The organism is Deinococcus detaillensis (assembly GCF_007280555.1).
In the GTDB taxonomy this organism is placed as follows: Bacteria; Deinococcota; Deinococci; order Deinococcales; family Deinococcaceae; genus Deinococcus; species Deinococcus detaillensis.
In genome coordinates, this window is record NZ_VKDB01000032.1 from 1 (window position 1) to 22807 (window position 22807).

23 protein-coding genes and 1 riboswitch are annotated in these 22807 nt (G+C 63.0%); of the genes, 10 read left to right on the forward strand and 13 right to left on the reverse strand.

Annotated features, from left to right (window positions below):
- Positions 1 to 527: 527 nt before the first annotated feature.
- The 4 genes from hydA to FNU79_RS16925 form a co-directional block, all read right to left on the reverse strand.
- Entirely contained in the window at positions 528 to 1901 is a 1374-nt protein-coding gene (hydA, locus tag FNU79_RS16910; protein ID WP_143721971.1) for a dihydropyrimidinase, read from the reverse strand.
- A gap of 72 nt (positions 1902 to 1973) precedes the next feature.
- Complete coding sequence (locus FNU79_RS16915; protein ID WP_143721972.1) at positions 1974 to 3233, reverse strand: cysteine desulfurase-like protein; 1260 nt, start codon at positions 3231 to 3233, stop codon at positions 1974 to 1976.
- 79 nt (positions 3234 to 3312) lie between these two features.
- On the reverse strand, positions 3313 to 3987 hold the full coding sequence (locus tag FNU79_RS16920) for an amino acid ABC transporter permease (protein ID WP_124875242.1): 675 nt from the start codon (positions 3985 to 3987) through the stop codon (positions 3313 to 3315).
- Positions 3988 to 4013: 26 nt separating this feature from the next.
- The gene (locus FNU79_RS16925; protein ID WP_143721973.1) at positions 4014 to 4799 is read right to left on the reverse strand and encodes a transporter substrate-binding domain-containing protein; all 786 of its coding nucleotides are present in this window, start codon (positions 4797 to 4799) and stop codon (positions 4014 to 4016) included.
- 381 nt (positions 4800 to 5180) lie between these two features.
- Here FNU79_RS16925 and FNU79_RS16930 point away from each other — a divergent pair, with 381 nt between their 5' ends.
- The 4 genes from FNU79_RS16930 (at position 5181) to FNU79_RS16940 (ending at position 8856) form a co-directional block, all read left to right on the forward strand.
- Positions 5181 to 6419 carry a CynX/NimT family MFS transporter gene (locus FNU79_RS16930; RefSeq protein ID WP_143721974.1) on the forward strand — a complete coding sequence of 413 codons (1239 nt, stop codon included), beginning with the start codon at positions 5181 to 5183 and terminating at the stop codon, positions 6417 to 6419.
- Positions 6420 to 6722: 303 nt separating this feature from the next.
- A complete protein-coding gene (locus tag FNU79_RS19235) occupies positions 6723 to 6890 on the forward strand; it encodes a hypothetical protein (protein ID WP_185974776.1) in 168 nt (55 codons plus the stop codon).
- Entirely contained in the window at positions 6887 to 8446 is a 1560-nt protein-coding gene (gene lsrK, locus FNU79_RS16935; protein ID WP_143721975.1) for an autoinducer-2 kinase, read from the forward strand. Before FNU79_RS19235 ends, lsrK begins: the two co-directional genes overlap by 4 nt.
- Positions 8447 to 8457: 11 nt before the next feature.
- Positions 8458 to 8856 (forward strand): cupin domain-containing protein, encoded by a 399-nt coding sequence (locus FNU79_RS16940; RefSeq protein WP_143721976.1) that lies wholly within the window; start codon positions 8458 to 8460, stop codon positions 8854 to 8856.
- A gap of 27 nt (positions 8857 to 8883) precedes the next feature.
- Here FNU79_RS16940 and FNU79_RS16945 read toward each other — a convergent pair whose 3' ends face one another.
- The 5 genes from FNU79_RS16945 to FNU79_RS16965 are packed head-to-tail and all read right to left on the reverse strand — an operon-like array spanning position 8884 to position 13617.
- Positions 8884 to 10281: a cobyric acid synthase gene (locus FNU79_RS16945; protein ID WP_143721977.1), complete on the reverse strand. Its 1398-nt coding sequence runs from the start codon at positions 10279 to 10281 to the stop codon at positions 8884 to 8886.
- Positions 10274 to 11266 carry a pyridoxal phosphate-dependent aminotransferase gene (locus FNU79_RS16950; protein ID WP_143721978.1) on the reverse strand — a complete coding sequence of 331 codons (993 nt, stop codon included), beginning with the start codon at positions 11264 to 11266 and terminating at the stop codon, positions 10274 to 10276. Before FNU79_RS16950 ends, FNU79_RS16945 begins: the two co-directional genes overlap by 8 nt.
- Positions 11259 to 12125 (reverse strand): adenosylcobinamide-phosphate synthase CbiB, encoded by an 867-nt coding sequence (gene cbiB / locus FNU79_RS16955; RefSeq protein WP_318636152.1) that lies wholly within the window; start codon positions 12123 to 12125, stop codon positions 11259 to 11261. The genes FNU79_RS16950 and cbiB overlap by 8 nt, the downstream gene beginning before the upstream one ends.
- Before the next feature lie 8 nt (positions 12126 to 12133).
- On the reverse strand, positions 12134 to 12754 hold the full coding sequence (cobO, locus tag FNU79_RS16960; RefSeq protein WP_143721979.1) for a cob(I)yrinic acid a,c-diamide adenosyltransferase: 621 nt from the start codon (positions 12752 to 12754) through the stop codon (positions 12134 to 12136).
- Complete coding sequence (locus tag FNU79_RS16965) at positions 12751 to 13617, reverse strand: ABC transporter substrate-binding protein (protein ID WP_143721980.1); 867 nt, start codon at positions 13615 to 13617, stop codon at positions 12751 to 12753. The genes cobO and FNU79_RS16965 overlap by 4 nt, the downstream gene beginning before the upstream one ends.
- Before the next feature lie 169 nt (positions 13618 to 13786).
- Positions 13787 to 13925: riboswitch (cobalamin riboswitch) on the reverse strand.
- A 394-nt stretch (positions 13926 to 14319) separates the two neighbouring features.
- Here FNU79_RS16965 and FNU79_RS16970 point away from each other — a divergent pair.
- Genes FNU79_RS16970 through cobT form a run of 4 tightly spaced genes read left to right on the forward strand, consistent with a single transcriptional unit; the run spans position 14320 to position 17282 of the window.
- The gene (locus FNU79_RS16970) at positions 14320 to 15066 is read left to right on the forward strand and encodes an adenosylcobinamide-GDP ribazoletransferase (protein ID WP_143721981.1); all 747 of its coding nucleotides are present in this window, start codon (positions 14320 to 14322) and stop codon (positions 15064 to 15066) included.
- Entirely contained in the window at positions 15063 to 15632 is a 570-nt protein-coding gene (locus FNU79_RS16975) for a histidine phosphatase family protein (protein WP_143721982.1), read from the forward strand. Before FNU79_RS16970 ends, FNU79_RS16975 begins: the two co-directional genes overlap by 4 nt.
- Positions 15619 to 16149: a bifunctional adenosylcobinamide kinase/adenosylcobinamide-phosphate guanylyltransferase gene (gene cobU, locus FNU79_RS16980; protein WP_225430142.1), complete on the forward strand. Its 531-nt coding sequence runs from the start codon at positions 15619 to 15621 to the stop codon at positions 16147 to 16149. The genes FNU79_RS16975 and cobU overlap by 14 nt, the downstream gene beginning before the upstream one ends.
- A gap of 14 nt (positions 16150 to 16163) precedes the next feature.
- Positions 16164 to 17282 (forward strand): nicotinate-nucleotide--dimethylbenzimidazole phosphoribosyltransferase, encoded by a 1119-nt coding sequence (gene cobT / locus FNU79_RS16985; RefSeq protein ID WP_143721983.1) that lies wholly within the window; start codon positions 16164 to 16166, stop codon positions 17280 to 17282.
- 19 nt (positions 17283 to 17301) lie between these two features.
- Here the strand turns inward: cobT and FNU79_RS16990 are convergent, their stop codons facing one another.
- Positions 17302 to 18018: a VIT1/CCC1 transporter family protein gene (locus tag FNU79_RS16990; protein WP_143721984.1), complete on the reverse strand. Its 717-nt coding sequence runs from the start codon at positions 18016 to 18018 to the stop codon at positions 17302 to 17304.
- Positions 18019 to 18364: 346 nt separating this feature from the next.
- Here FNU79_RS16990 and FNU79_RS16995 point away from each other — a divergent pair, with 346 nt between their 5' ends.
- A complete protein-coding gene (locus FNU79_RS16995) occupies positions 18365 to 18901 on the forward strand; it encodes a Dps family protein (RefSeq protein ID WP_143721985.1) in 537 nt (178 codons plus the stop codon).
- Between the two features lie 246 nt (positions 18902 to 19147).
- Here FNU79_RS16995 and FNU79_RS17000 read toward each other — a convergent pair whose 3' ends face one another.
- Both FNU79_RS17000 and FNU79_RS17005 read right to left on the reverse strand, forming a co-directional pair.
- Entirely contained in the window at positions 19148 to 19861 is a 714-nt protein-coding gene (locus tag FNU79_RS17000; protein ID WP_143721986.1) for an MIP/aquaporin family protein, read from the reverse strand.
- A gap of 267 nt (positions 19862 to 20128) precedes the next feature.
- Complete coding sequence (locus tag FNU79_RS17005; protein WP_143721987.1) at positions 20129 to 21259, reverse strand: FAD-dependent monooxygenase; 1131 nt, start codon at positions 21257 to 21259, stop codon at positions 20129 to 20131.
- Positions 21260 to 21331: 72 nt separating this feature from the next.
- Here FNU79_RS17005 and FNU79_RS17010 point away from each other — a divergent pair, with 72 nt between their 5' ends.
- On the forward strand, positions 21332 to 21946 hold the full coding sequence (locus FNU79_RS17010; RefSeq protein WP_143721988.1) for a TetR/AcrR family transcriptional regulator: 615 nt from the start codon (positions 21332 to 21334) through the stop codon (positions 21944 to 21946).
- 51 nt (positions 21947 to 21997) lie between these two features.
- Here FNU79_RS17010 and FNU79_RS17015 read toward each other — a convergent pair whose 3' ends face one another.
- Entirely contained in the window at positions 21998 to 22687 is a 690-nt protein-coding gene (locus FNU79_RS17015) for a putative bifunctional diguanylate cyclase/phosphodiesterase (protein WP_143721989.1), read from the reverse strand.
- Positions 22688 to 22807 lie beyond the last annotated feature (120 nt).

A 22807-nucleotide genomic window follows, 5' to 3' on the forward strand; every position in this document is an offset into this window, starting at 1 on the left:
TAAGATTTGCCTTCACAGAGCAGAGCGAGGAGTTGGCTGCGACGGCGCTCTACAGCACAGGTACTGCGCTTGTAGATGACCCAGAAGTCATCGGCTTGGTGGAGGAATTGAGGGTGTCTGATAGACAAAGTATAACAGATTTTTCGGAATCCGTATTAGGTATCTCGCTCAAGCAGTAATAGAGGCAGTTTTGGCAACGACTTCGGTTACCAGCGCCGAGAAATAGCGCCGGGAAGGCGTTTCATTTCGGCTCCCTCAACCTATCTACTCAAAGTGGCTCGCAAGGCTAAAGAGCAACCAAACAGCTCAAGCCAAGGCGCCGATGGTTTGGGCTGTTTATGGGCAGAGCCGAGGAGCAAATGTATCTTGGCTGCTCGCCCATCTACGTTTGAAGCAGATTCCACCGCAGCTTCTGGTTTAGAGCATTTGGCGGGCTACCGGACTGGACTGAGCGCTTCCGCTCCTTCACTGCGGCATTGCACTGTCAGACCCGTCCACTGCCAAAAGCACCGCCATACAACCTGAACTCAGATACGTTGCCGGTGCAGAAACTGTCCACTCCCTCGCTCGGTTATCAGCCGTCCCTGATCGATTACTGTTTGGCCCCGCACAAGGACGGTCACCGGCATACCCCGAACTTCCATCCCCTCGTACAAGCTGTAATCGACGGCACCGTGGTTGGTCTTGGCTGTAATCGTGTGCGGGCGCTCCAGATCCCACAGCGCCAAATCGGCGTCATAGCCCGGCGCAATAGCCCCCTTCACGCCGCCGAGGCCGAAGCTGCGGGCAGGATTGGTAGCGGTCAGGGCCACGAAGCGCTCCAAACTGAAGTGGCCGCCGCGCACGCCCGCTTGGTGCAGCACCATCAAACGCTCCTCGATACCGGGCACGCCGTTGGGAATCAGAGTGAAATTGTCCCTGCCTAAAGTCTTTTGGGTGTCAAAGCGGAAAGGACAGTGATCGGTGCTGATGACACTGAGCGTGCCGTCACCCACCGCTGCCCACAGCGCGGCCTGATCTTCCTTTTCGCGGAGCGGCGGGCTGCACACCCACTTGGCCCCCTCGAAGCCGAGACAGTCCAGATCGTCCTTGGTAAAGAAGAAGTACTGGGTACAGGTCTCGGCAGTGACGCGTGCGCCCCGCGCTTGGGCCTCACGCACCCGCGCCAACGCCGGGCGGCAGCTCAGGTGGACAATGTAGAGCGGTGCGCCCAGCACTTCGGCCAGCGCAATCGCCCGGCCGGTGGCCTCGGCCTCCAGCTCGGGGGGACGGGTTAGGGCGTGATATTTGGGAGCCGTCTCGCCACGGGCGACGGCCTCTGCCATGAGGATCTCAATAGCGTCACCGTTCTCGGCATGCACCAGCGTCAACACGCCGGCGTCACGGGCACGCTCCAGGCAGCGGAACACCGCCGTGTCATCGACTTGCAGGGTGTCCTTATAAGCCAGAAACAGCTTGATGGACGTGACGCCCTGATCCGGCAGACCAGCAATCTCGTCCAGTACCTCCGGCAGCGGATCGGTCACGGCGACGTGAAAGCCGTAGTCGATGACGGCCTGCCCCTTTGCCCTGCCGTGCCAGATATCCAGCGCCGCTCTCAGGCTGCTTCCTTTGGGCTGAATGCAGAAGTCGAGGTGCGTGGTGGTGCCGCCCATCGCCGCCGCGACCTGGCCGGTGTAGTAATCGTCACAGGTCACGGTGCCCATCGAAGGCATCGACAGGTGGGTGTGAACGTCGATACCGCCCGGCAAGACGTATTTGCCGCTGGCATCGATGATCTTGTCGCCGGATTGCGCCAAATCTAGCCCCAGCGCCGTGATCTTGCCGCCGTCCACCCGCACGTCAGCCTGAAAACGGCCATCTGCCGTGACGACCGTACCGCCGCTGATGATCAAGCTCATTCGGTTGTCTCCATGTTATCTCTTGCGACTTGGAAGAGTTGATCTGTGTGGATGAATTTCTCCTGTCTCACTTCACAGGCCAAACGCTTCCAGCCCAGCGATCAAGCGGTCGACTTCGGCCAGGGTGTTGTAGTGGGCCATCGAGACGCGCACCACGCCCTCCTCCTGATCGAGGTCCAAGCTCTGAATCAGGCGGTAAGCATAAAAATGTCCGTAGCGCACCGCGATGTGCTGCCCGTCCAGAAATTTGGGAAGCTCCGACGAGGCCACACCGTCCACCACGAAACTGATGGTGTCCACTCGCGCCGAAGGATCTGCCAGCGGATGCCCGATGACCCGCACATTGGGTTTGGTGGCGAGGTATTCGAGCAGTCGCCCGGCCAAGACCGCTTCGTGCGCGGTGAAGGCGTCGAACACGGCGCTGAGACTGTCCACCCCAAGCCGCGACTGAAGGGCGCTCATGTAATCGGTCACGCCCGTCAGGCCGTAGGTCAGCTCATAGTTGAGGTTGCCCGGCTGAAGTCGGTACGCCGCCGCGTCCGGCGAGACGAAGAAGTGGTTGATGCTGGGCAGTTCGAGGAGGTTCTCTAGCTTGCCGAACAGCAGCGAGATGTGTGGGCCGTAGACCTTGTACCAGCTGAACAGGTAAAAATCCACGTCCCAGGCCTGCACATCGACCATTCGGTGGGGCGCGTAAGCCACGCCGTCCACGAACACTTTCGCGCCGCGCTGATGCACAAAGCGGGTGATTTCCGGCACCGGATTGATGGTGCCCAGCACGTTCGAGACGTGCGTGAAGCAGACCAGCCGGGTGCGGTCGGTCATCAGGGTCCCCAGCGTGTTCAGGTCGAGTTGCAGTGTCTGGGTATCGATCTTCCAGATTTTGGTTTTGATGCCGCGCGATTCCAGCCGTGTCCAGGCTCCCACGTTCGCCTCGTGGTCGGTGTCGGTGATGATGATCTCGTCGCCGGCTTTCAGGAATTCGCCCATCGAGGAAGCCAGGTTGGCGACGAGCTGCGTCGAACTGCCGCCCAGAACAACCTCACGCGGATCGGCGGCGTTGACAAAGTGGGCCGCCGCCTGCACACCTGCCGCGACGCGGGCGCTGGCTTCCTGCGAGACGGCGTAGCTGGCCCCAAGCTGCACACTGGTGCTGGTCAGATACTCGCTGACGCGTTCGGCCACGCCGCGCAGCACCTGCGAGCCGCCCGCGTTGTCGAAAAAGGCCCAAGGACTATCGAGCGCCGGAAACTGAGAACGGATGAAGCCGAGGTGTGGCTCCAGCGGTGAAACGGTAGGGGAGACGGGAACAGAGATGGGAAGTGTGGTCATAAGGCCTTCCTTGTAAGCGGGTCAGGGCGCGAGGGGAATCCGGAGTCTGTGCTGCTGGCTTGGTGCTGCTGGTTTATTTTCAGCGGCTGGCCCGCTGTTTGGCCCGCGCCTCGAAGCGGCTGACGAGGCGCACCAGCGGAAAGAGCAGCACCACATAAATCAGTGCCGCGCCCACCAACGGGGTGGGATTGGCCGAGAGTGCTTGCTGCGAGGTGGCCTGCTGGAGCAGTTCGGGCAAAGCCACCACCGAGGCGATAGCGGTGTCTTTCATGATCGAGACCGCGTTGCCGGTCAAGGGCGGCACCACGATTCTGAGCGCCTGCGGCAAGATCACGCTGGTCATCACGTCCCAACCGCGCAGACCCAGCGAGCGGGCCGCCTCAAACTGTCCGGTGGGAATCGCCTCAATGCCTGAGCGGATGATCTCGGCCACATACGCCGAGGCGATCAGGGCAATCGCCAGAACGGCGCAGGTAAAGGCGGGCAGCAAAATCTTGACGAACGGCAGAGCGTAGTAGATCAGCACCATGAACACCAGCAGCGGCATGGCCCGCAGCACGTCAATGTAAAAACGCACCAGCGCCCGCAACCAGCGCGGCCCGTACAGGCCCATCAGCGCCACCACCAAGCCCAGTAAAGTGCCCACAACGGCGCTGATCACCCCCAGTTCTAAGGTTATCAGCAGGCCGCGCAGCAGAGCAGGGAGCGCCGATTGCAGCACGCCAAGATTAAAGAAAGTGTCGAGCAGTTTCACCGGCACCCGCCATCAAATGAGCGCAATTATTTGGGCATCGGCAAGATGGTGGCCGTCGAGGTTCCCTTCTCCGGCAAGACCCCGAACCATTTCTGGTGCAACTTGGCAAGGTAGCCGCTCTTCTTCATGGCGTCGAGTTGGGTATTAAACTGCGCGGCCAATGGATTGTCTTTGGCGAACATCACGCTGTACTGCTCGCCGGTCTTGAGGCGCTCCACGACTTTGACGCCGCCAGTGATTTTGGCGTAATACAGCAGGGCCGGAATATCGGAGATGTAGCCGTCGATGCGCCCGGCTTTGAGGTCGAGCATGGCCGGATTCAGGCCGGTGTACTCGCGGATGGTGTAGCCATACTGGGCCTGATGGGCAGCGGCCCACACTGCGCCGGTCGAGCCGGTGTCCACGCCGACGGTCTTGCCTTTGAAGGTATTGATTTTGCCGAGGGTGCTGCCGCTGGCCACCGTGAGCGACTGGTCGGAGTCGTAATAGGGCTGCGCGAACGACACGGTTTCCAAACGCTTTTTGGTGATAGTGATGCTGGAGATGGCGGCGTCGATGCGTCCCGACTGCACGGCGGCAAACAGGCCGTTGAACGGCGTGTTGACGACGTTGACCTTTTTGCCCAAATTTTTGGCGATCTCGCTGACCAGCTCGATTTCAAAGCCGATGTTGGCTCCGCTGGCGTCCTGAAATTCCCACGGCACGTTGCCGATGTTGGCCCCGACGTTGATCGTGTCCTGAGCCTGGGCGCTCGCTGCAAGCAGTAGAGAAATCAGCAGCAACCCGCCGCGTGCGGTCTTCGTTCGCTTCATTTGAAATCCTCCGGAAAATCCTAGATCTCGAATCTTTGAATCTCGAACTTGGAGTGCCGCCGACTGTGCGGGCGCTCCCCAGCCATAAAGGAGCATCCTCAGATCAGCCGAAGATGGCTTTAATGAGTTACAGCTTAAGGCGAACTTAGACGCCTTGTCTACTCCACAATTGAATTTGCCTGCCGAGTCTACCGCTTCCCACGCTCAGCCCGACCAGCTCAATTCTTTGCTGCTCTCAGGACGCAGGGAGAGAAGGAAATGGATTCTTTCCTACACTGCTGTTTCACATGGATCGGGCTCAAGAGCTTACTTAGGCGTACTCTGGTGGCCGAATCCTAAACTGAAGCCGGGAAGCAGGACTCGGCACGCTAACCTGTGCAGATGAGCCGTTTTCACCAAGCCGACCCCGAGCCCCCAGAGGCGGCGGGAACAACGCCGCAAATTCCACAACGCCGCAAGCCCGCCGCCGCGCCCCTACTGATCGTGGGGCTGATTCTGGTGGCGCTCAACCTGCGCCCGCCCATTGCCGGGTTCGGGCCGCTGCTGTCTCAGATTCAAGCGGAGCTCAACGTCAGCGCGGCCACACTCAGTTTGCTGACCACCTTGCCGCTGCTGTGCTGGGGCATCCTGGCTCCCCTCGCGCCGCTGCTGAGCCGCCGCTACAGCAACGAAACCATCATCTTGCTGGCCACCGCGCTGATCGGGTTGGGCAGCGTGCTGAGGATCGGCGCGACGCTGCCGGTCATTTTGATGGGTACGGTGCTGGTCGGTGCGGGCATCGCCCTGAACAACGTGCTACTGCCCAGCTTGATCCGGCGCGATTACCCCACCCGCGTCGGGCCGATGACTGGGCTGTACACGCTGGCGGTGGTGGGCGGCGCGGCGCTGGCCTCGGGGGTGGCGGTGCCGCTGATGACTGCGCTGGGCGGCGCGTGGCGCTCGTCGGTAGGCGTGTGGATCTTGCTGGCGGCGGCTGGCGTGCTGGCTTGGTTGCCCGCCGTGTTCGGGCGGCAGACGCACGCCCGAACAGCAATCAAAGGCGGGCCATCGGTGTGGAAAAATCCTTACGCGCTGCCGGTGACGCTGTACATGGGCTTTCAGTCGCTGGTGTTTTTCACCTGGCTGACATGGCTGCCCAAAGTGCTGCAAGACGAGGGCTTCACGGCGGCGCAGGCGGGGCTCATGCTGGCCTTTGCCAACGTGGTGCAGTTGCCTTTCACACTGGCGGTGCCGGTGCTGGCGGCGCGGCCCCGGCTGCTGGTGCCGCTGGCGGTGGTCACGGCACTCATCAGCGCGGCGGGCGTCACTGGCCTGCTGCTTGCTCCGCTGACGCCGTTGCCGTGGCTGCTGCTCTTGGGCATCGGCGCGGGCAGCACCTTTCCGCTGGCGCTGATGTTCATTGCCGTGCGGGCCGACAATCTGGCGCAGGTGCCGCAGCTCTCGGCGACGGCGCAGGGCTTCGGCTACGCGCTGGCGGCGACTGGCCCGTTTCTCTTCGGGGCGCTGCACGACAAAGCGGGCAACTGGCACGCGCCGCTGCTGTTTTTGCTGGCGATGACAGGCTTGGTGCTGATCACTGGGGTGGCAGCCGGCCGGACACGGAGCAGGCCAATAATTTGAGACGAATGCCGCTGAACGTGCCCAAACAGTGTCCAGACGTGTTCAACTCGCATTGGAGGCCGCTTGATGCCGTGAGTATCAATCACATTTGAAGGTTGCATCTGCGTCTTTGCTGCTCCGACTCCTTTATACTCAGGCCAAACGAAAACGCATTACTCATTGGTTCAAAGCTCGGGTCTGTCCAGCCACAGGAGTGTGTTGTGGAGAGTCTGGAATCCGCCGCCAGCGGTGAAGAGTCGGTGGTCTGAACCGATCAGCGCGGGCGGCGACGTGCTCTCTCACTTTTACGACTCAGGAGGCCAAATGTCTCGATGCTCCAATTCAGCGGCAGATCATCAGCGTTACCCTGCCGCAGTTTGGCACCAGACTTCTCCGGATCAGGGCTTTGAGCAGCCCACTCAAATTGGCGGCTATGCTGAGTCGCTGGCGGGAGAACACCTCAACGTGCTGCGGCTGAGGAAGCGGGCGTGAGCGGCTTCCTCCTAGCCATCGACGCGGGCACCGGCAGCGTCCGGGCGGTGCTGTTCACGCCGCAAGGCCAGCAAGTCGCAGTGGCTGCTCAGGAATGGACACACGAGAATGACGGCACCCCCGGCGTGATGGACTTTGCCGTGGAGCGCAACTGGGGCGTGATCTGTCAGTGCATCCAGCGGGTGATGGCTCAAGCCGGGGCCACACCGGAGAGCATTCTGGCCGTCAGCGCCAGCAGTATGCGCGAGGCCATCGTGCTGTATGACGAGTCTGGCCGCGAGATCTGGGCCTGCGCCAACGTGGACGCCCGCGCCGCCGAGCAGGTGCGCTTGCTTCAGCGCGACCACGCTCAAGTCGAGCGGCAAACTTATCAGGAAAGCGGCCAGACCTTTGCTCTCAGCGCTGTGCCCCGGCTGCTGTGGATCAAGCAGCACCAGCCGGAGGTATTCGGGCGCATTCACCGCGTCAGCATGCTCAGCGACTGGGTGCTTTACCGGCTGGGCGGCGTGCTGGCCAGCGATCCGTCCAATGCCTGTACCAGTGGGATGTTCAGTTTGCTTCGCCGCGACTGGTCGAGGGTAGGGCTAAACGATCTGGGCTTGCCCGACGAACTGTTTCCACCCGTTCTCGAATCCGGCACCGCCTTTTCAGCCGTCACCCCACGCGCCGCAGGGGAGTCTGGTCTGCGGCCCGGCACACCCGTCGTGATGGGTGGGGGAGACGTGCAACTCGGTTGCGTGGGGCTGGGCGTGGTGCGGCCCGGACAGACGGCTATTCTGGGCGGCACCTTCTGGCAGCAGGAAGTCAATCTGGCCGAGCCCAAAACCGACCCGGCGATGGACATCCGCATCAACTGCCACGCCGTGCCGGGCGTCTGGCAGGCCGAGACCATCTCCTTTTTCGTGGGCGCGGCGATGCGCTGGTTCCGCGACACGTACTGCGACGAGGAGCGCCGTCAGGAGCAGCTGGGCGGGCGGGACGCCTACAGCTCACTGGAAGAGCAGGCCCGCCAGGTGCCACCCGGCGCTTACGGTATCATCCCGATTTTCAGCGACGTGATGCGCTACAGCGCTTGGTATCACGCCGCTCCGTCGTTCCTCAACCTCTCGCTTGACCCTGTCAAGTCCAGTCGGGGCGCACTGTTCCGGGCGCTGGAGGAACATGCCGCCGTCGTCAGCGTGCAAAACCTGCTGCTGATTCAGCAGTTTACCCACGTGGACAGCGAGGTACTGACCTTCGCGGGCGGCGGCAGCAAGGGTGAATTGTGGTGCCAGATTCTGGCCGACGTGAGTGGTAAGCCGGTGCGGGTGCCGGTGGTCAAGGAAGCGACGGCGCTGGGCACGGCCATTGCCGCCGGAACGGGCGTGGGCGTCTACGCCTCGCTGGCCGAGGGCGGCGAGGCGCTGGTGAGTTGGGAGCGCACCTACCAGCCAAATCGGGCGCTCGGGGCGCTGTACGCTGAGCTAACCGGCCGCTGGCAAATTGCCTACGCTGCTCAGCGGAGTTTGGTGGATCAGGGCATTACCACTTCGCTGTGGAAAGCTCCAGGACTCTGAAGGAGAACGATATGCACAAAGCCAAAATTGATGAGACGCCCCTACGCTACGACACCTACGGCCCCGGCTACCTCTCGCGTGGCCCGCGCACCGATTTCGGCGTGGTGGTGTTGCCGCCTGGTCAAGATTTTCCCAACCATTACCACGAGCGCACCGAGGAGTCGTTTTACACCCTGGAAGGAAACGCGGTGATGTGGACCAATGGGCTGCGGGTAGAACTGGGGCCGGGCGATTACCACCGCTGCGACCCGATGGAGATGCACTACCTCGTCAACGAGGGTGAGGTGCCCTGGCGGGCAGTGTTCATCAAAGCGCCGCACAACCCCGACGACGGCGTAGTCGTGGAATGGAAGCCGGGCCAGCCGGTGCCCGACATCGGGCCAAAGCTCAGCAACGACAGTGACGTATAGAACGCCTTTCCCAGCAGCCGAGGTTCTTTACCACAAAGCCCGCACCCGCTCCCAGTCCAGACTGGCTTTGACCCGCTCGGCAATGGCGTCCAAGCGGGCGTCCAGAGTGTCCAAGCTCTCCGGCAGCGGCAAACCGGCCCAACCCAAGAAGCGCTCCAGGTACGCCGGATTTTCCAGTAGGCCATGAAGGTAAGTGCCGCGCACATTGCCGCTGCGCCACAGCAGCTCGGGAGCGAGTTCGTCCACCGCGCCGCCCACGCGGGTGTGGCCGTGATGAATTTCGTAGCCTTCCAGTTTGAGGCCCGTTTCTGAGTCGGTGAATGTGGTCAGACGGGTGGTTTTGGCGGGGGCAAATTCGGTGTCCAAGTGGAGGAGCCCCAGCCCTGAGCTTTCCGGCGGGCCGTCTACGCCGTGCGGGTCGTTCAGGCGCTCACCCAGCATTTGTAGGCCGCCGCAGATGCCCAGCACCGGCACGCCCCGCTGCGCTTGCCGCACCACTTCGGCGGCCAGACCGCTGGAACGCAGCCAGGCCAAATCAGCGGCGGTGCTTTTACTGCCGGGCAAAATAACGGCCCGCGCTCCCTCTAGCTCGGTGGGCGAGGTCACCCAGCGCAGCAGCTCGCCCAGCGGCGCGAATTCGTCTAGGTTAGAAATGCGCGGCAAGCGGGCCACCGCTACAAAACCTTCCGACAAACCTGAGGGTTCTCGTGACACCACCCCGTCTTCTTCCGGCAGCGGAATATCCAGCATCGGGATGACGCCGAGGGTAGGAATACCAGTCTGCTGCTCCAGCCACTCGGGCGCGGGGGAGAGCAGGCGGGCGTCACCGCGAAAACGGTTGAGCAAAAAGCCCCCCAGCAACTGCCGCTCATCGGCGCTCAGGCAATGCCAGGTGCCAAGCAGGTGGGCAAACGCGCCGCCCCGGTCTATATCGCAGGCCAGCAAAACACGCGCCCCGACTTCCAGCGCCACCCGCATGTTCACGATGTCGGCGCTTCGCAGATTGACCTCGGCGGGGCTGCCCGCACCCTCGATCACCACCACGTCGTACTCGGCCATGAGGCTGTGCAGGGCGCTCTGCACGTGCGGCCACAAATGCGGCTTGCGCTCCCGCCAGCCCAGCGCGGTGAGTTCGGGATTGGCCTTGCCCAGCAGCACCACCTGCGAGCGGGTGTCGGCTTCGGGTTTGAGCAGCACCGGATTCATTCGCACGTCGGGCGTGACCCGCGCTGCCCGCGCCTGCACCAGTTGAGCGCGGCCCATTTCCAGGCCGTCCGGGGTCACGCCCGCGTTGTTGCTCATGTTCTGGGCTTTGAAAGGAGCCACTTTTAGACCCTCATTCGACAAAATGCGGCACAGCGCGGCGCACAGATAACTTTTTCCGGCGTTGCTGGTGCAGCCCTGAATCATGATGGCCTTACCCATACAAACTCCTTATAACCTCAATCAGCGCGGCATTCTCGCCCGGCAAGCGGGCCGACACCCGAATCCACTGCGGCAAGTCGTAGCTGGCGCAGTCCCTAACTTTGATGTCAGAGGAGAGCAAGGCGGCGCTGACCTGCTGAGCGTTTCCGACTTTAAGCAGCAAGTAAGGTGTGCCGAGGTGCTGAACTGCCCCAAACAAGCCGAGCCGCTCGGCCAAATCCTCCGCGTGACGCCGAACTTGTGGCAACGTCTGGGCCAAAAACGCCTGCGCTTCGGGCAAACTCGCCAGCACCGCCGCCGTGCTCGCCGGAACGTGCCAAGCCGGAGCCAGGTTGTCGAGGGCGCGGATCAGCTGAGCCGCTGCCAGCGCGTAGGCGGGCCGCGCTCCCACCAGGCCATGCGCTTTGCCCGGCGACAGCAACCGGATCAGGTGGGGATGCCTCGGCGGGTCGGGCAAGCCCGCGAAGGCGGCGTAGGCTTCGTCCACGATCAACAAAGCGCCGGAAGCCGCGCACTGCTCGGAGAGCTGGCTGAGCTGGTCGGGCGTCGGCGCTTGCCCCGTCGGATTGTGCGGATAACCCACGTAGACCAAAGCGGTGTTTGGAGGTAAATCGGTGGGCAGATCAGATATGACCTCGATCCGGTTGCCTTGCAGCTGAGCGGCGCGGGCCAGCTCACCAAACGGGGCGTGAAGGCTCAGCAGCGTGCCGCCAACCGGCAAAAAAGCGCGGGCAAGGCGGTGCAGCAAATCGGACGCGCCCACCGAAACCGCCACGTTTTCAGGGTTGACGCCGTGCCAGTCGGCCAGCTTACGTCTCGTCTCAAAGTAGGTGGGATCGGGGTAATGGGTGTGGTCGGCGTCAAGGAGCGCCTTCAAGAGAACAGGACTAGGGCCATACGGGTTGGCATTGACGCTGAAATCTAGACCCCTGAACGGCTCAGCGCCCGGCCCGCCGTGTGGAACACGTGGAAGGAGCTCAGGCACGACTTTTCCTTTTGACGAGCAGCACCAACAGCGCCAGACCAAAGGTGCGCTCCGCCAGTTGCAGCGCCCTCGGCAAGTCGGCGGCGCAGGGCGAGCGGCCCGCCGGGTTGAGGGTGTAGACGCCGCGTTTGTCTAATCTGATGCCCAGCGCTCCCGCAAAAGCGCTCATCGGATGCCCCGCGTTGGGGCTGGTGGTGACATAGCGATCTTGCCACCAGACTCGCCAAGCTTTTGGCTGCCCAGCCACCACCAAGGCGCACAGGGCTGTCAGGCGGCTGGGCGCGAGGTTGAGCAGGTCGTCGGTTCGGGCCGCCGGTTTGCCCACCCATTCCAACTCGGGCGTGCGGTAGCCCCACATGGCGTCGGCGGTGTTGGCGTAGCGGTAGAGGGCGGCCAGCCGCAGCCCTCCCACCCGGTAAGCCAGCAGCGGCGCGATTAGGCTGTCGGAAAGGTTCTCGGCCAAACTTTCAATCGCCGCGCCCGCCACTTCGCAGGCGCTCAGCTCGGCGGTGTCGCGGCTGACCAGGTGCCACGAAAGCAAGCGCCGCGCTTCAGGCAAGTCGTCATGGGCCAGAGCGCTATGGACTGCTCTGACGGCGTCGAAGAGCGCTCGGCGGGCGAGCAAGGGCTTGAGCAGTACGCCCTGTGCCCACCACGGCAACCGCCGCGCTTGCTGCCCCGCCGCCGCGCTGATGACCGCCCCCAGCGTCCAGGTCAGCGTGCCCTCCGCCAGTTGGAGGAAAGGCGTTTGACCCCGCCACTGCTGCCGCGCCCACTTGAGGTAATTTCCCATCCAGACCACCGGATGAAAGTGGGCGGGCGGCTCACCCCAGGCGTCCAGCGCGAGAGCCAGCAGCACGGCTCGCCTCAGTATTCCACCCCGATCTGCGCTCCAATTCCGGCGCTGTAGGCGTGCTTGACCGGCTGAATCTCGCTGACGGTATCGGCCAGCTCGATCAGTTCGGGCAGAGCGCCGCGCCCGGTAATCACCACGTGCATCAGCGGACTGCGGGCTTTCAGGGTGGCTTCCACCTCCGGCCAACTGACCCAGCCGTATTTGAGCGGATAGGTGAACTCGTCGAGCACGATCAAATCGTATTCGCCCGCTTCGATGGCGGCCCTAGCCAGTTCCCAGCCGTGCGCGGCCATCTCAGCGGAGTTCTCCAAGTTGCGCGAACGCCAGGTAAAACCGTCGCCCAGTCCTTCATACGGCAAGCCCAGCGCGTCGAGGGTGCGGTGCTCGCCGAACTTGGCATTCTCGTGCTTGAGAAACTGAAACAGCCGTGTCTTGAGGCCGCGCCCGTGCGCCCGCATCATCAGGCCCAGCGCGGCGGTGGTTTTGCCCTTGCCGTTGCCGGTGTTGACGATGATCAGCCCCCGCCGACCCTTGCTGATGCCTTCCTGCTTAATGTGGCTGTCGTTGGCTTCCTGCAATTCCTGCATGGCGGCCTCGCGGCGCTGCCGGGTCGCTTCGTCGCCCGAAGTCATTTCAGCGCCTCCGGGTGAATCAGTTGGATCAACGTTCTCAGGGCGTCGGGCAGGCGCGGCCCCGGACGCGACAGCGCGTCGTTTTGCTCGGGCGTGACCTTGAAGACGCGGCCCGCTTTCACGGCGCTCAGGGTGTTCCAGCCGGGCCGGTTCTTGGCTTCATCCAGCGTCAAGCCGACCATCACCTGCGGATTACTTTTGACGATGAGTTCGGGGGCAATTTTGGGAAAGTCGCCTAAGCTGGAAGGAATAATCGTCTGGCCGCCGGCTTTGGCGATCAGCACGCCGATAAACGAATTGGGGCCGACTGAATACGGCGCAGGATCGACTTCGTAGTAAGTGCTGACCTTGGGCAATTTGACGACGCTGGCGCTGAGGGTATTGAGTTCCGAGCGCATCTTGGTGATCAGCTTGACCGCTCCGGTTTCGTGGTCGGTCAGCTTGCCCAGCACTGCGATTTTTTCAAAAACTTCGTTGTAGGTCTGGGCCGTGCCGCCGTAGACGGTCAGACCCGCCGCCGCCAGCTTCTCGGTCAGGCGCGACCCTGCCGATTCGTCGGCCAGCACCAGATCGGGCTTGAGCGCCAAGATCGCTTCGATGTTGGGCTGGTAGCCGCTGCCGACTTTGGGAAGTTTGTTGGCGGCGTCGGGGTAGGTGCTGTACTTGTCCGCGCCGACCAGCTGATCGCCCGCGCCAATGGCAAAAAGTGTCTCGGTGTGCGAGGGCAGCATCGCCACGATTCTGAGCGGCTTACTTTTCAAAGTCACGGAGCGGCCCAGATCATCGGTGACGGTCAGCGGGTAGGTGGTGGCGGCGGCGCTGGACAGCAGGGCAAACAAAACGAAAGTGGCGGGGTGACGCATGGGTAAGCTCCGGTGTGCGTGGGCGAGAGCAGCCAGAGCGGGAGCACAGCAAAAAAAAGCCCGATCTGGCTGGGGCCAGCGCGGAGCCGTGCCGGAGGTGATCTCCAGCAGCACGCACAACTTGGCCCTCTGACGGCGAGAGGTGCCCCACACGCGGCCTTACGGCGCTTGGTGTGAGGCTTCCCTGAGAGGCATTCGGGCTTACAGAACTCAGTCTGATTACCGCTGCGCGACAGCGCCGGAATTTCACCGGACTTCCCCAACCTCAGGTGCCGGCAGCTTAGCAGAACTGGGCCGCGCAGAACTGGGCCGCGCGGAACTGGGCAGCGCGGTTAGCGGACGCCGCGCAAAAACGAGGGACGCCGCCCCGAGTGCTACACTCCCGCTGGGATCAGCGCTTGACCTGACCCGCTCTGCTTGAGAGAAGTCCGGTAAATGCTCCCAGTAAACGGGCAAGCACAGTCCGGCACGGTTGTCGAGCACGGTCGCGCCACGGTTTCAGTCCGGTTACTCACTGCACAGCTTATTGATGATCTGCTGAACTTGCTTCCGCGTCAGGAGCAGGGAAACGGCTTGCGGCCTTTTACCGGCTCAGCATCCCCGACTTTCCGACTTTGACGCGCCCCCCGCCGGGCGCTTTTTTGGTTCCGGTTGCCTGAGTTGAGGTTGACGCTTGGTTTTTACAGACTTGATTCGGTACGCGTGGTGAGCAGCCTGAGCCGCCTGCTACGCCCGGCCCACCTGGCCCTGACCTTTTTGACCACCTTGCCGCTGCCGCACGTGCGTGAGGTGGGGGAAGGCGAATTTGCGCGGGCCAGCGGCTTTTACCCGCTGGCGGGCTACGCGGTGGGCGGCGGGGCGGCGCTGGTGTGGGCGGCCTGTCAGTGGCTGCACCTCCCACCGGGAGTCGGCGCGGCGCTGGCGGTGGCGGCTTGGTTGGCCCTGACCGGCATGCTGCACTTTGACGGGCTGGTGGACGCCGCCGACGCCCTGTTTGCCATGAAGTCGCCCGCCGAGCGGCTCAGAATTCTGGGCGACGTGCATGTGGGGGCCTTCGGGCTGGCGACGGGGGTGATCGCTCTGCTGATCCGCTTTTCGCTGCTTCAGGCGCTGCCGAACGCTTGGCCCCTCTTGATCGCGGCGGTGTCGGCGCGGCTGGCGGTGCTGGCTCCCATGAACCTTTACCCGGCGGCAAGGGCCGAGTCGCTGGGCGCTCGCTCGCGGGAAGGCTGGTGGCCGGTGGCATGCTTGGTGGCCTTGCCCGCGCTGTTTTTTCCGCAGGCTTGGGCAGGATTTGCGGCGGCGCTGCTCTCGGCGCTGGGGGTGGCCGCCTTTGCAGCGCGGCGGCTGGGCGGCGGCATCAACGGCGACGTGTACGGCGCGTGCATCGAGGTGGCTGAACTCAGCGCCCTGACTGTGCTGGTCACGCTGGCAGGCTGGCCGAAATGACCTTCGATTTGTACCTGATTCGCCACGCCCAGACGCCCCGCAACGCCGAAGGCCGTTATCCCGGCAGACAGGACGACGCCGCCCTGACGCCAGAAGGGGAACGGCAGGCCCGCGCTCTGCATCTGCATGGGAGCGCACAGGTCTGGAGCAGTCCAGCGCGGCGCTGCTTGCAAACAGCAACTTTGGCAGGCCTAGATAAGCCTGAGCGCTCTCCCGCTTTGCTGGAAGCCGACTTTGGTGAGATGGCCGGACACACTTGGAGTGAATTGGAAACCCGTTACGGCACTCAGCCGCGCTGCTGGATCGACGCGCTGAGCGACCCCACTTCGGAAAGTGGCCCGCCCAGCGGCGAAACCGGGCGAGCTTTTCACGCACGGGTGCAGACCTGGCTCGACGCCCTACCCGGCGAAACAACCCTGGCTTTCACCCACGCCGGATTCATTTTGGCCGCCCTGCGCCTGACACTCGGTTTCAGTGCGGCCCGCATTCACCACGCCCGCGTGACCCACCTGAGGCGGGCGGGCGGCGCGTGGTGGCTGGAAGGACTCAACCTTGACAGACTCTAAATTGACCAAGGCGGGCAAGCTCATCTACATCACGGGCGGAGCCAGAAGCGGCAAGAGCAGCTTCGCCGAGCGGCAGGCCCTGCATTTGAGCGGCCACGCCGTGACCTACCTCGCCACCGCGCAGGCGTTTGACGGCGAAATGCGGGCACGAATCGAGCGCCACCAAAGTGACCGCCCCGCCGAGTGGATCACCCTTGAGGAGCCGCTGGACGTGGTGACGGCCCTGCAAGCAGCACACACGCCCACCGTTTTGCTGGACTGCTTGAGCTTGTGGGTCAGCAACCTGATGCTGGCCGAGCTGGAAGACGGTGAGGTGCTGGCGCGGGTGGACGACTTGCTCAGACGCAACACCGCCACCCTGATCGTGGTCAGCAACGAAGTAGGGCTGGGCATCGTCCCAGACAACGCGCTGGCCCGCCGCTACCGCGATCTGCTGGGCTGGGCCAATCAGCGCTTCGCCGCCGCCGCCGATGAAGCGCACCTGTTGGTCAGCGGCTTGCCCCTGCGCCTGAAATGAAGCGAGGAAACACCATGAACTTGTCTGATCACCTTGCCGATTTGCTCAGCAGCGTTACTCCCGCCGACCAACTGGCCATGCAGGCCGCCCGTGAGCGGCAGGCTCAGCTCACCAAGCCGCCCGGCGCACTGGGCCAGCTCGAAGAAATTTCAGTGCGGCTGGCGGGCGTTTTTGGAACCCCCAAACCGCACCCGCGCGGCGTGGCAGTGATGGTGGCGGCGGGCGATCACGGCGTGGCCGCCGAGGGCGTCAGCGCCTTTCCGCAGGCGGTGACGCCAGCCATGGTGGGCAACTTTCTCCTTTCCACCCCGGCGGGCGCGGGCGGAGCCGCCGTCAACACCATCGCCCGCAGCCTCGGCGCACAGGTTTACGTGCTGGACGCGGGCGTAGCCGCCGAATTGCCGGATCATCCCCAGCTCATTCGCGCCGCCGTCCGGCGCGGCACCCGCAACCTGAGGCTTGAGAGCGCCATGACGCGGGAAGAAACCCTGAGCCTGATCGCGGCGGGCGCGGCAGTGGCTCGGCAGGCCATCGGCGCGGGCGCGGATGTGCTGATTCCCGGCGAAATGGGCATCGCCAACACCACGCCCGCCAGTGCCCTGAGCGCCAAGCTGCTGGGCCTCGATCCTGCCGCCGTCACCGGGCGCGGCACCGGGGTCGACGACCTGACTTTGGCCCACAAAGTTGAGGTGATTCGGGACGCGCTGGCCCGCCAGGGCAGCCAACTCAGCGACCCGCTGGGCGTGCTGGCCGATCTCGGCGGCTACGAAATCGCGGCCATGCTCGGCATGATGCTTCAGGCGACGGCCCTAAAGCGGGCCATCATCGTAGACGGCTTCGTGGAAGGTTCAGCGGCGCTCATTGGAGTAGCGCTCGCTCCAGCGCTGCGCGATTATTTATTTGCCGCCGGACTGTGCGCCGAAATCGGCCACCGCGCTCAGCTCGACCACCTGAAGCTGACGCCGATGTTTGACTTGGGGCTGCGGCTGGGGGAGGGCACCGGGGGGGTGCTGGCCGCGCCGTTCCTGCTGGCCGCCGCCGCGACGTTGCGCGAAATGCTGACGTTTGAGGAAGCGGGTGTGCCGGGCGGCTCGGAACCCTCCTTGGCACTTGAGCACGGCCTTCAGGGCTGACGGAGCACAGCCGCAGACCCTACACTCCGCCCGAACCGGACACCAGCCTCGCGATCAGGAAGGCCGCGCCGGAGGCCACCGCACCCACGAACATGGTCTGGACAGCACTCTTGAGCACCGATGACCCCGTGAAACGGCCCTTGAGTGCCCCAAAGGCAAACAGAGCGATCAGGGTCAAGACCACCGACAGCAGCAGCGCCCGGCTGAGCGTCAGATTGAGTGCGTACGGCGTCAGCGGAATGATGCCGCCCGCGATGTAGGCCAGCCCAATCGTCAGGGCTGATCTCAGCGCCCGTTTCGGATCCGGTTCCTCTAAACCCAGTTCTTCTTTCATCATGAAACCAATCCAAGTCGTGCGGTTGCTGGTGATGGCCTGTGTGGCGGCTTCCAGTGGGTCGCCGGTCAGCCCATACTTCTGAAAGACGGCCCGCACCTCGCCAATCTCGGCGTCACGTTTCTCGTCAATTTCCTTTTCCTCGCGGGCACGTTCCGAGATGTAGGACTCATGTTCGCTGCGGGCTGCCAAGTACCCGCCCAGCCCCATGGCAATGCTTCCAGCGGCCATCTCGGCGATCCCGGCGATCAGCACCACGTGTCCGCTGGCAACTGCGCCCGACAGTCCGGCGGCCAGCGCGAAGGGGACGGTCAGGCCGTCGCTCATGCCGATCACGATGTCGCGCACCATCTCCGAGCCCGTGAAATGGGTTTCTCTGTGGCTGTTGACCGCTCTGTACATGGGGCCTCCTGTGACAGGGCAGTGTACTGCTACGAAAAGCGATTCTTTCTTTTGCGAGATGAATAGGTTTTGGGATCAGTTGCAAAAGTTATGTTGGATTAAAGAGAGACACGGCGATATTCAAATCAGCCGGGGCATTTAGCAAAGTAGATACTCCATTTGGTCGTGACCTGCTTCTCACCGCAAATTTACTGTTCCTTGTTTTCTGCCGGATTCATACCTCCGCTTAACGCTGCCGGCCTTTAATGCTTGAGGGACAAACGCCTCTGGAACCCTTCCAGACCAGCATTCCTTTGACCTTTTCTCTTCGCTGCCGAGTGGCCGCCTATTTATAAAGGAGCTTTTGATGACTCAGACCAACACGTTTCCGAAACCTTATCCCGCACCTGCCGCCCTGAAAACCCCCACCGATCTGACCCCTGATCAGGTCAGGGCCGTCGTCGGGGCCGTCAACCCCCTGATCGCCGACGCTTTCGCGGTGTACCTCAAGACCAAGAACTTCCACTGGCACCTGTCGGGCAGCCACTTCCGCGATTATCACCTGATGCTCGACGAGCAGGCCGATCAATTGCTGGGCAGTACCGATCCGCTGGCCGAGCGGGTTCGCAAGTTGGGCGGCACCACGCTGCGCTCCATCTCGCATATCTCCAGCCTCCAGACCGTGCAGGACAACAACGCCGACTTCGTGACCCCGCTGGACATGCTCCGTGAGCTGATGGCCGACAACCAGAGCATCGCCGCCAATATGCGAAAAGCGCATGAAGTGTGCGACGACGCCCGCGATTACGCCACCTCCAGCTTGCTGGAAGTGCTGATCGATGAGACCGAGCGCCGCGTCTGGTTTTTGTTTGAAGCGGCGCAGGGCGGCGAACAAACCCGCTAGAGCCTGAGAGCGGAGACGATACTCTCCGCTGCCTCGGCAAAGACCGGCCGGCTCTCCTGCACAGCAAAGAAACCTAGCTTTCCACTTAGAAGAAACTGCCGGGGCCTTAAGCTTCCCGGCAGTTTCTATTGCGGGAATTGGCGTAAGATCGGCAGACCCTCATTTAGAGCGTTTTTGATCTGCCACAAATACGCTCGAACTTTCTTCACAGACGGCTCTTACGCAGGCAAATTGACGCGTCAGAATCTAACTGGACGACTCCTCTCCCGCTTCTGCTTGCCCGTTGGCCGTCTCGGCCTCCTGCTGGTTGAGTGGGCCGCGCAGCAGATAGGTCAGCCCTGTGGCCAGCGTGCCGCCTGCAAACGGTCCCAGCAGATGCGGCCAAGATGCCAGCACCGTGCCGCTGAACAGCGCGGCGGCCAGCGTGCGGGTGGGATTGACGCCGATGGTTGAGACGCTGCCCGCCGTGAACAAGCACAGCCCCAGCGTTCCGGCGATCACCAAACCCGCCTGAGAGCCGACTTCCGCCTTGCGCTTGGCGGTGGCCAAAATCACCAGCAGCAGCAGCGCGGTGCAGACCGTCTCCAGCCCAAACGCCCCCCAAGGCCTGACCAACTCGTGCGCTTTGGGGAGCGGCACACAGGCTGAGACCAGCCACACCCCGCCGCAGGCCCCCAGGAACTGCGCGGCCAGGTATCCCGGCACCCGCGCCCACGGAAAGCTGCCCCGCAGCGCGAAAGCCAGCGTCACAGCGGGGTTGAAGTGCGCTCCGGACAGGTCGCTCAGGCCGTAGATCAGCGCCAGGATCACCAGACCCGGCACCAGCGCGTCGGCGGCCAGTGTGGGCAGCACGCCGAGCTGGGCCAGCACCGCCGCGCTTAAACTGAAAACCACGAAGACGGCGAGGCCCAGCGCTTCGGCCAGCCAGCGCCGCGCTGTGGCTAGGTGGGTTTCTGACATGCAGGGATGCTGTCATGTTGTTGGCAATAACACTGAATGCTATACGCAGATTAGAGGGGAGCAGTCTAAGTACAGCAAGATTACCGTTTCGGGATTCCGCACAGAACGCTTCATCCCTCCACTCCCATCTAGCCGTACTTTTCCCATCTCTCGCTCCGCTCGGTTTATCCAAAGATAAACATTGGCGTACTTAGAAGATCGGCGTGCGAATGCTCCGGCGTCAACGACGTGAACCGGGCAGCTCAAAATCCGGGCCGCCTCCGAATCTCACTGCTTTTTGTCCCTACCGCGCGTCAGCACACGGAGAGCGAGATCACGAACTGTGAGGCCGGGGCGTGAACGCGGAACCAGTAGCGACGCCATTAAGCCAAAATTGCGCAGCTTCGGAGCCACACGGGCGCGGTGTGCAGCTTCGTAGCGCCCAAATGCTAGGCCGTGATCGTGCGGGCTGGCGCTCAGGGCCTGTGCCAGCTCATAAGCGCCGGCCACCGCCAAGCTCGACCCTTCGCCAAAGAGGGACAGGCAGGATGCGGCGTCTCCGAGCAGCGCCACGCGCCCCTGAGACCAGTGGGGAGTCTCAACCCTGCTGACCGCGTCGAAGTACAGATCCGGCGCGGCGCACAACTGCGCCAGCAACTCCGGCACGCGCCAGCCCACCCCCGCATATGCCGCCGCCACAAACCGTTTGACCGCCTCTGGATTCCGGTGGTCGGGGGGAGCGGTGGGATGCCAGAAGAAAAAGCCGGCCATCGCGCGGTCTCGGCCCGGATGAACCGCCACCAGCCGTCCGGGGGTGTTGTGCATCAGCACGTCCTGCGGCGACTTAGCCGGCTCTGGCAGCGCCGTGGTGGCGACATACAGGCCCATGTGCCGCACGAATTGCTCGTCTGGGCCGAATGCCAGCTGGCGCACGGCGGAGTGCAGGCCGTCCGCGCCGATCATGAAGTCAAATCGGCGGGGAGCGTGGCGCTCGAAGGTGACATCAACGCCGCCCGCATCCTGATGGAGAGCGGTGATGGTGTCGTCAAAAAGGAATTCGGTGACGTCACTCGCAGTTTGGAACAGGACGCGGGCCAAATCACTGCGGGGAATTTCCATTTCAGGCGTTCCGGCGGCGCTACGCCCAGCGGAAGTGACCACGCGGGCGAAGCGGTGGCCCGCACGGTCATAGAAGCTGATGGCCCGGACGGATGTGGAAACGTCTCGGAGGGCCGCAACGATGCCCATCTTCTCGGCGACGCTCAGCGCTGCGCCGCGCACATCCACCGGATTGCCACTGGAGCGCACGCCGCCTGCGCGTTCGACCACTGTGGGCCGCCAGCCGCTGCGGGCCAGCCAGTACGCCACCGTGGGGCCAGCGATGCCAGCGCCGGAAATCAGAACGCACGGTGGGGTCATATGTCTTTATACTTCACTGGGTGCATTTTTGCAACAAGTGAAGAAAAGCTCTCAGTGATTAGAATGAGCCACATGACTCTGCGCGAACGCAAACGCCTGCGCACTCGGCAGGCCATCCTCACCGCTGCAACGCGACTCTTTGAGCGTGACGGCTACAGCGCAACCACTCTGGACGATATCGCCGCCGCTGCCGAGATCAGCAAACGGGCCATTTTCAGTTACTTTGCCAGTAAGGAAGACCTGCTGTTTCCCGAAAGCGACGCGCGAATCGGCGCGGCCATCGACGCGATTGCGGCCCGGCAGCCCAGCGACGGCCCGGTGCAGGTCTTGATGCGGGCCATGACCACCACAGCCCAAGAATCCGATGATCTGACGGGCCGCCGGGCGGCGCTGCGACTGCGGCTGATGCGGACGGTTCCTGCCCTGCGTGGCCGGGCGCTGCAACATCAGCTCGACGCGCAGCGCGAGATTGCGCGTCACCTCGCTGCCGCCTTCCCGACCGAACTCGACCCCATCTCGGCGGCGGCTCTGACTGGGGCGTTCATCGGAGCGGTGACGGCTGTGCTAGATCTGCTGTTTGAGGGGGAAGACCCTGTACAAAGCCCGGCTGAGGTGCAGGCAACCATCTCAGGAGCCGTCCAAGTGGCTCTCGCCCCCTGGTTGAGAGCGTCCCTGGAGAACACTTGAGGATGTGTCGGACAGCGTGCCGCACATTTCTGGCGCTCAAGAAGGAGCGGGTTAGTGTTCCTGTCTGTTGGTGTGATTCAGCGGCGTCCAGCAGATGTCTTCAGGCGGAACAGGGCGGCCCAGCAAAAAGCCCTGAATGTTGTCACAGCCGAGTTCGTCAAGCAAGGCTTGCTGCTCAGGGGTCTCGACTCCCTCACCCGTGACAAGCATGTTCAGCCCGTGGGCCAGGGTGATCATCACGTTGAGCAACATCCGGGCTGAGCTTCCCTCGGCGATGCTCTCATCCTGTACGAACGAACGGTCAATCTTGAGCACATCGATGGGCAGGGTACGCAGCAGACTCAGGCTGCTCTGTCCCGTGCCGAAGTCGTCCAGCGCCACCCGGATGCCCAGATCTTTGAGCCGGGTCAGCTGTAAGGCGGCGACCTCAGGGTTGCGTAGGACGACACTCTCGGTGAGTTCGAGCACCAAGCGCTGCGGATTGAGCCCTGAAGATGCTAAAGCTTGCTGCACAGCGTTCAGCAGACCGGAGTGCTCGAATTGCAGGGCACTGACGTTGACACTCATGGTAAAGCCCCGGCTGTTGGCATCCCAGAGCGCCGCTTGGCGGCAGGCTTCGTGCAGCACCCACTCTCCGAGCGGCACGATCAGCTCGTTTTCTTCAGCCACCTGGATGAATTTCCCTGGAGACAGCAGCCCCTGAGTGGGGTGCTGCCAGCGAACCAGCGCCTCGAAGCCCACTAAAAGTCTATTCGGAAAATATGTAAACTAATGGTATGACGACGACACAGCCTCACCAAGCGCAGATTGATGATCAAGAAACTATCTGGGAAGTGCCAGATGCCCTCTGGACACGACTTG

Excerpts from the sequence above, each read along its gene's own strand:
- hydA (WP_143721971.1), bottom strand. The coding sequence starts at position 1,901 with ATGAGCTTGATCATCAGCGGCGGTACGGTCGTCACGGCAGATGGCCGT.
- FNU79_RS16915 (WP_143721972.1), bottom strand. The coding sequence starts at position 3,233 with ATGACCACACTTCCCATCTCTGTTCCCGTCTCCCCTACCGTTTCACCG.
- FNU79_RS16925 (WP_143721973.1), bottom strand. The coding sequence starts at position 4,799 with ATGAAGCGAACGAAGACCGCACGCGGCGGGTTGCTGCTGATTTCTCTA.
- FNU79_RS16930 (WP_143721974.1), top strand. The coding sequence starts at position 5,181 with ATGAGCCGTTTTCACCAAGCCGACCCCGAGCCCCCAGAGGCGGCGGGA.
- FNU79_RS19235 (WP_185974776.1), top strand. The coding sequence starts at position 6,723 with ATGTCTCGATGCTCCAATTCAGCGGCAGATCATCAGCGTTACCCTGCC.
- FNU79_RS16940 (WP_143721976.1), top strand. The coding sequence starts at position 8,458 with ATGCACAAAGCCAAAATTGATGAGACGCCCCTACGCTACGACACCTAC.
- FNU79_RS16945 (WP_143721977.1), bottom strand. The coding sequence starts at position 10,281 with ATGGGTAAGGCCATCATGATTCAGGGCTGCACCAGCAACGCCGGAAAA.
- cobO (WP_143721979.1), bottom strand. The coding sequence starts at position 12,754 with ATGACTTCGGGCGACGAAGCGACCCGGCAGCGCCGCGAGGCCGCCATG.
- FNU79_RS16965 (WP_143721980.1), bottom strand. The coding sequence starts at position 13,617 with ATGCGTCACCCCGCCACTTTCGTTTTGTTTGCCCTGCTGTCCAGCGCC.
- FNU79_RS16975 (WP_143721982.1), top strand. The coding sequence starts at position 15,063 with ATGACCTTCGATTTGTACCTGATTCGCCACGCCCAGACGCCCCGCAAC.
- cobT (WP_143721983.1), top strand. The coding sequence starts at position 16,164 with ATGAACTTGTCTGATCACCTTGCCGATTTGCTCAGCAGCGTTACTCCC.
- FNU79_RS16990 (WP_143721984.1), bottom strand. The coding sequence starts at position 18,018 with ATGTACAGAGCGGTCAACAGCCACAGAGAAACCCATTTCACGGGCTCG.
- FNU79_RS16995 (WP_143721985.1), top strand. The coding sequence starts at position 18,365 with ATGACTCAGACCAACACGTTTCCGAAACCTTATCCCGCACCTGCCGCC.
- FNU79_RS17000 (WP_143721986.1), bottom strand. The coding sequence starts at position 19,861 with ATGTCAGAAACCCACCTAGCCACAGCGCGGCGCTGGCTGGCCGAAGCG.
- FNU79_RS17005 (WP_143721987.1), bottom strand. The coding sequence starts at position 21,259 with ATGACCCCACCGTGCGTTCTGATTTCCGGCGCTGGCATCGCTGGCCCC.
- FNU79_RS17010 (WP_143721988.1), top strand. The coding sequence starts at position 21,332 with ATGACTCTGCGCGAACGCAAACGCCTGCGCACTCGGCAGGCCATCCTC.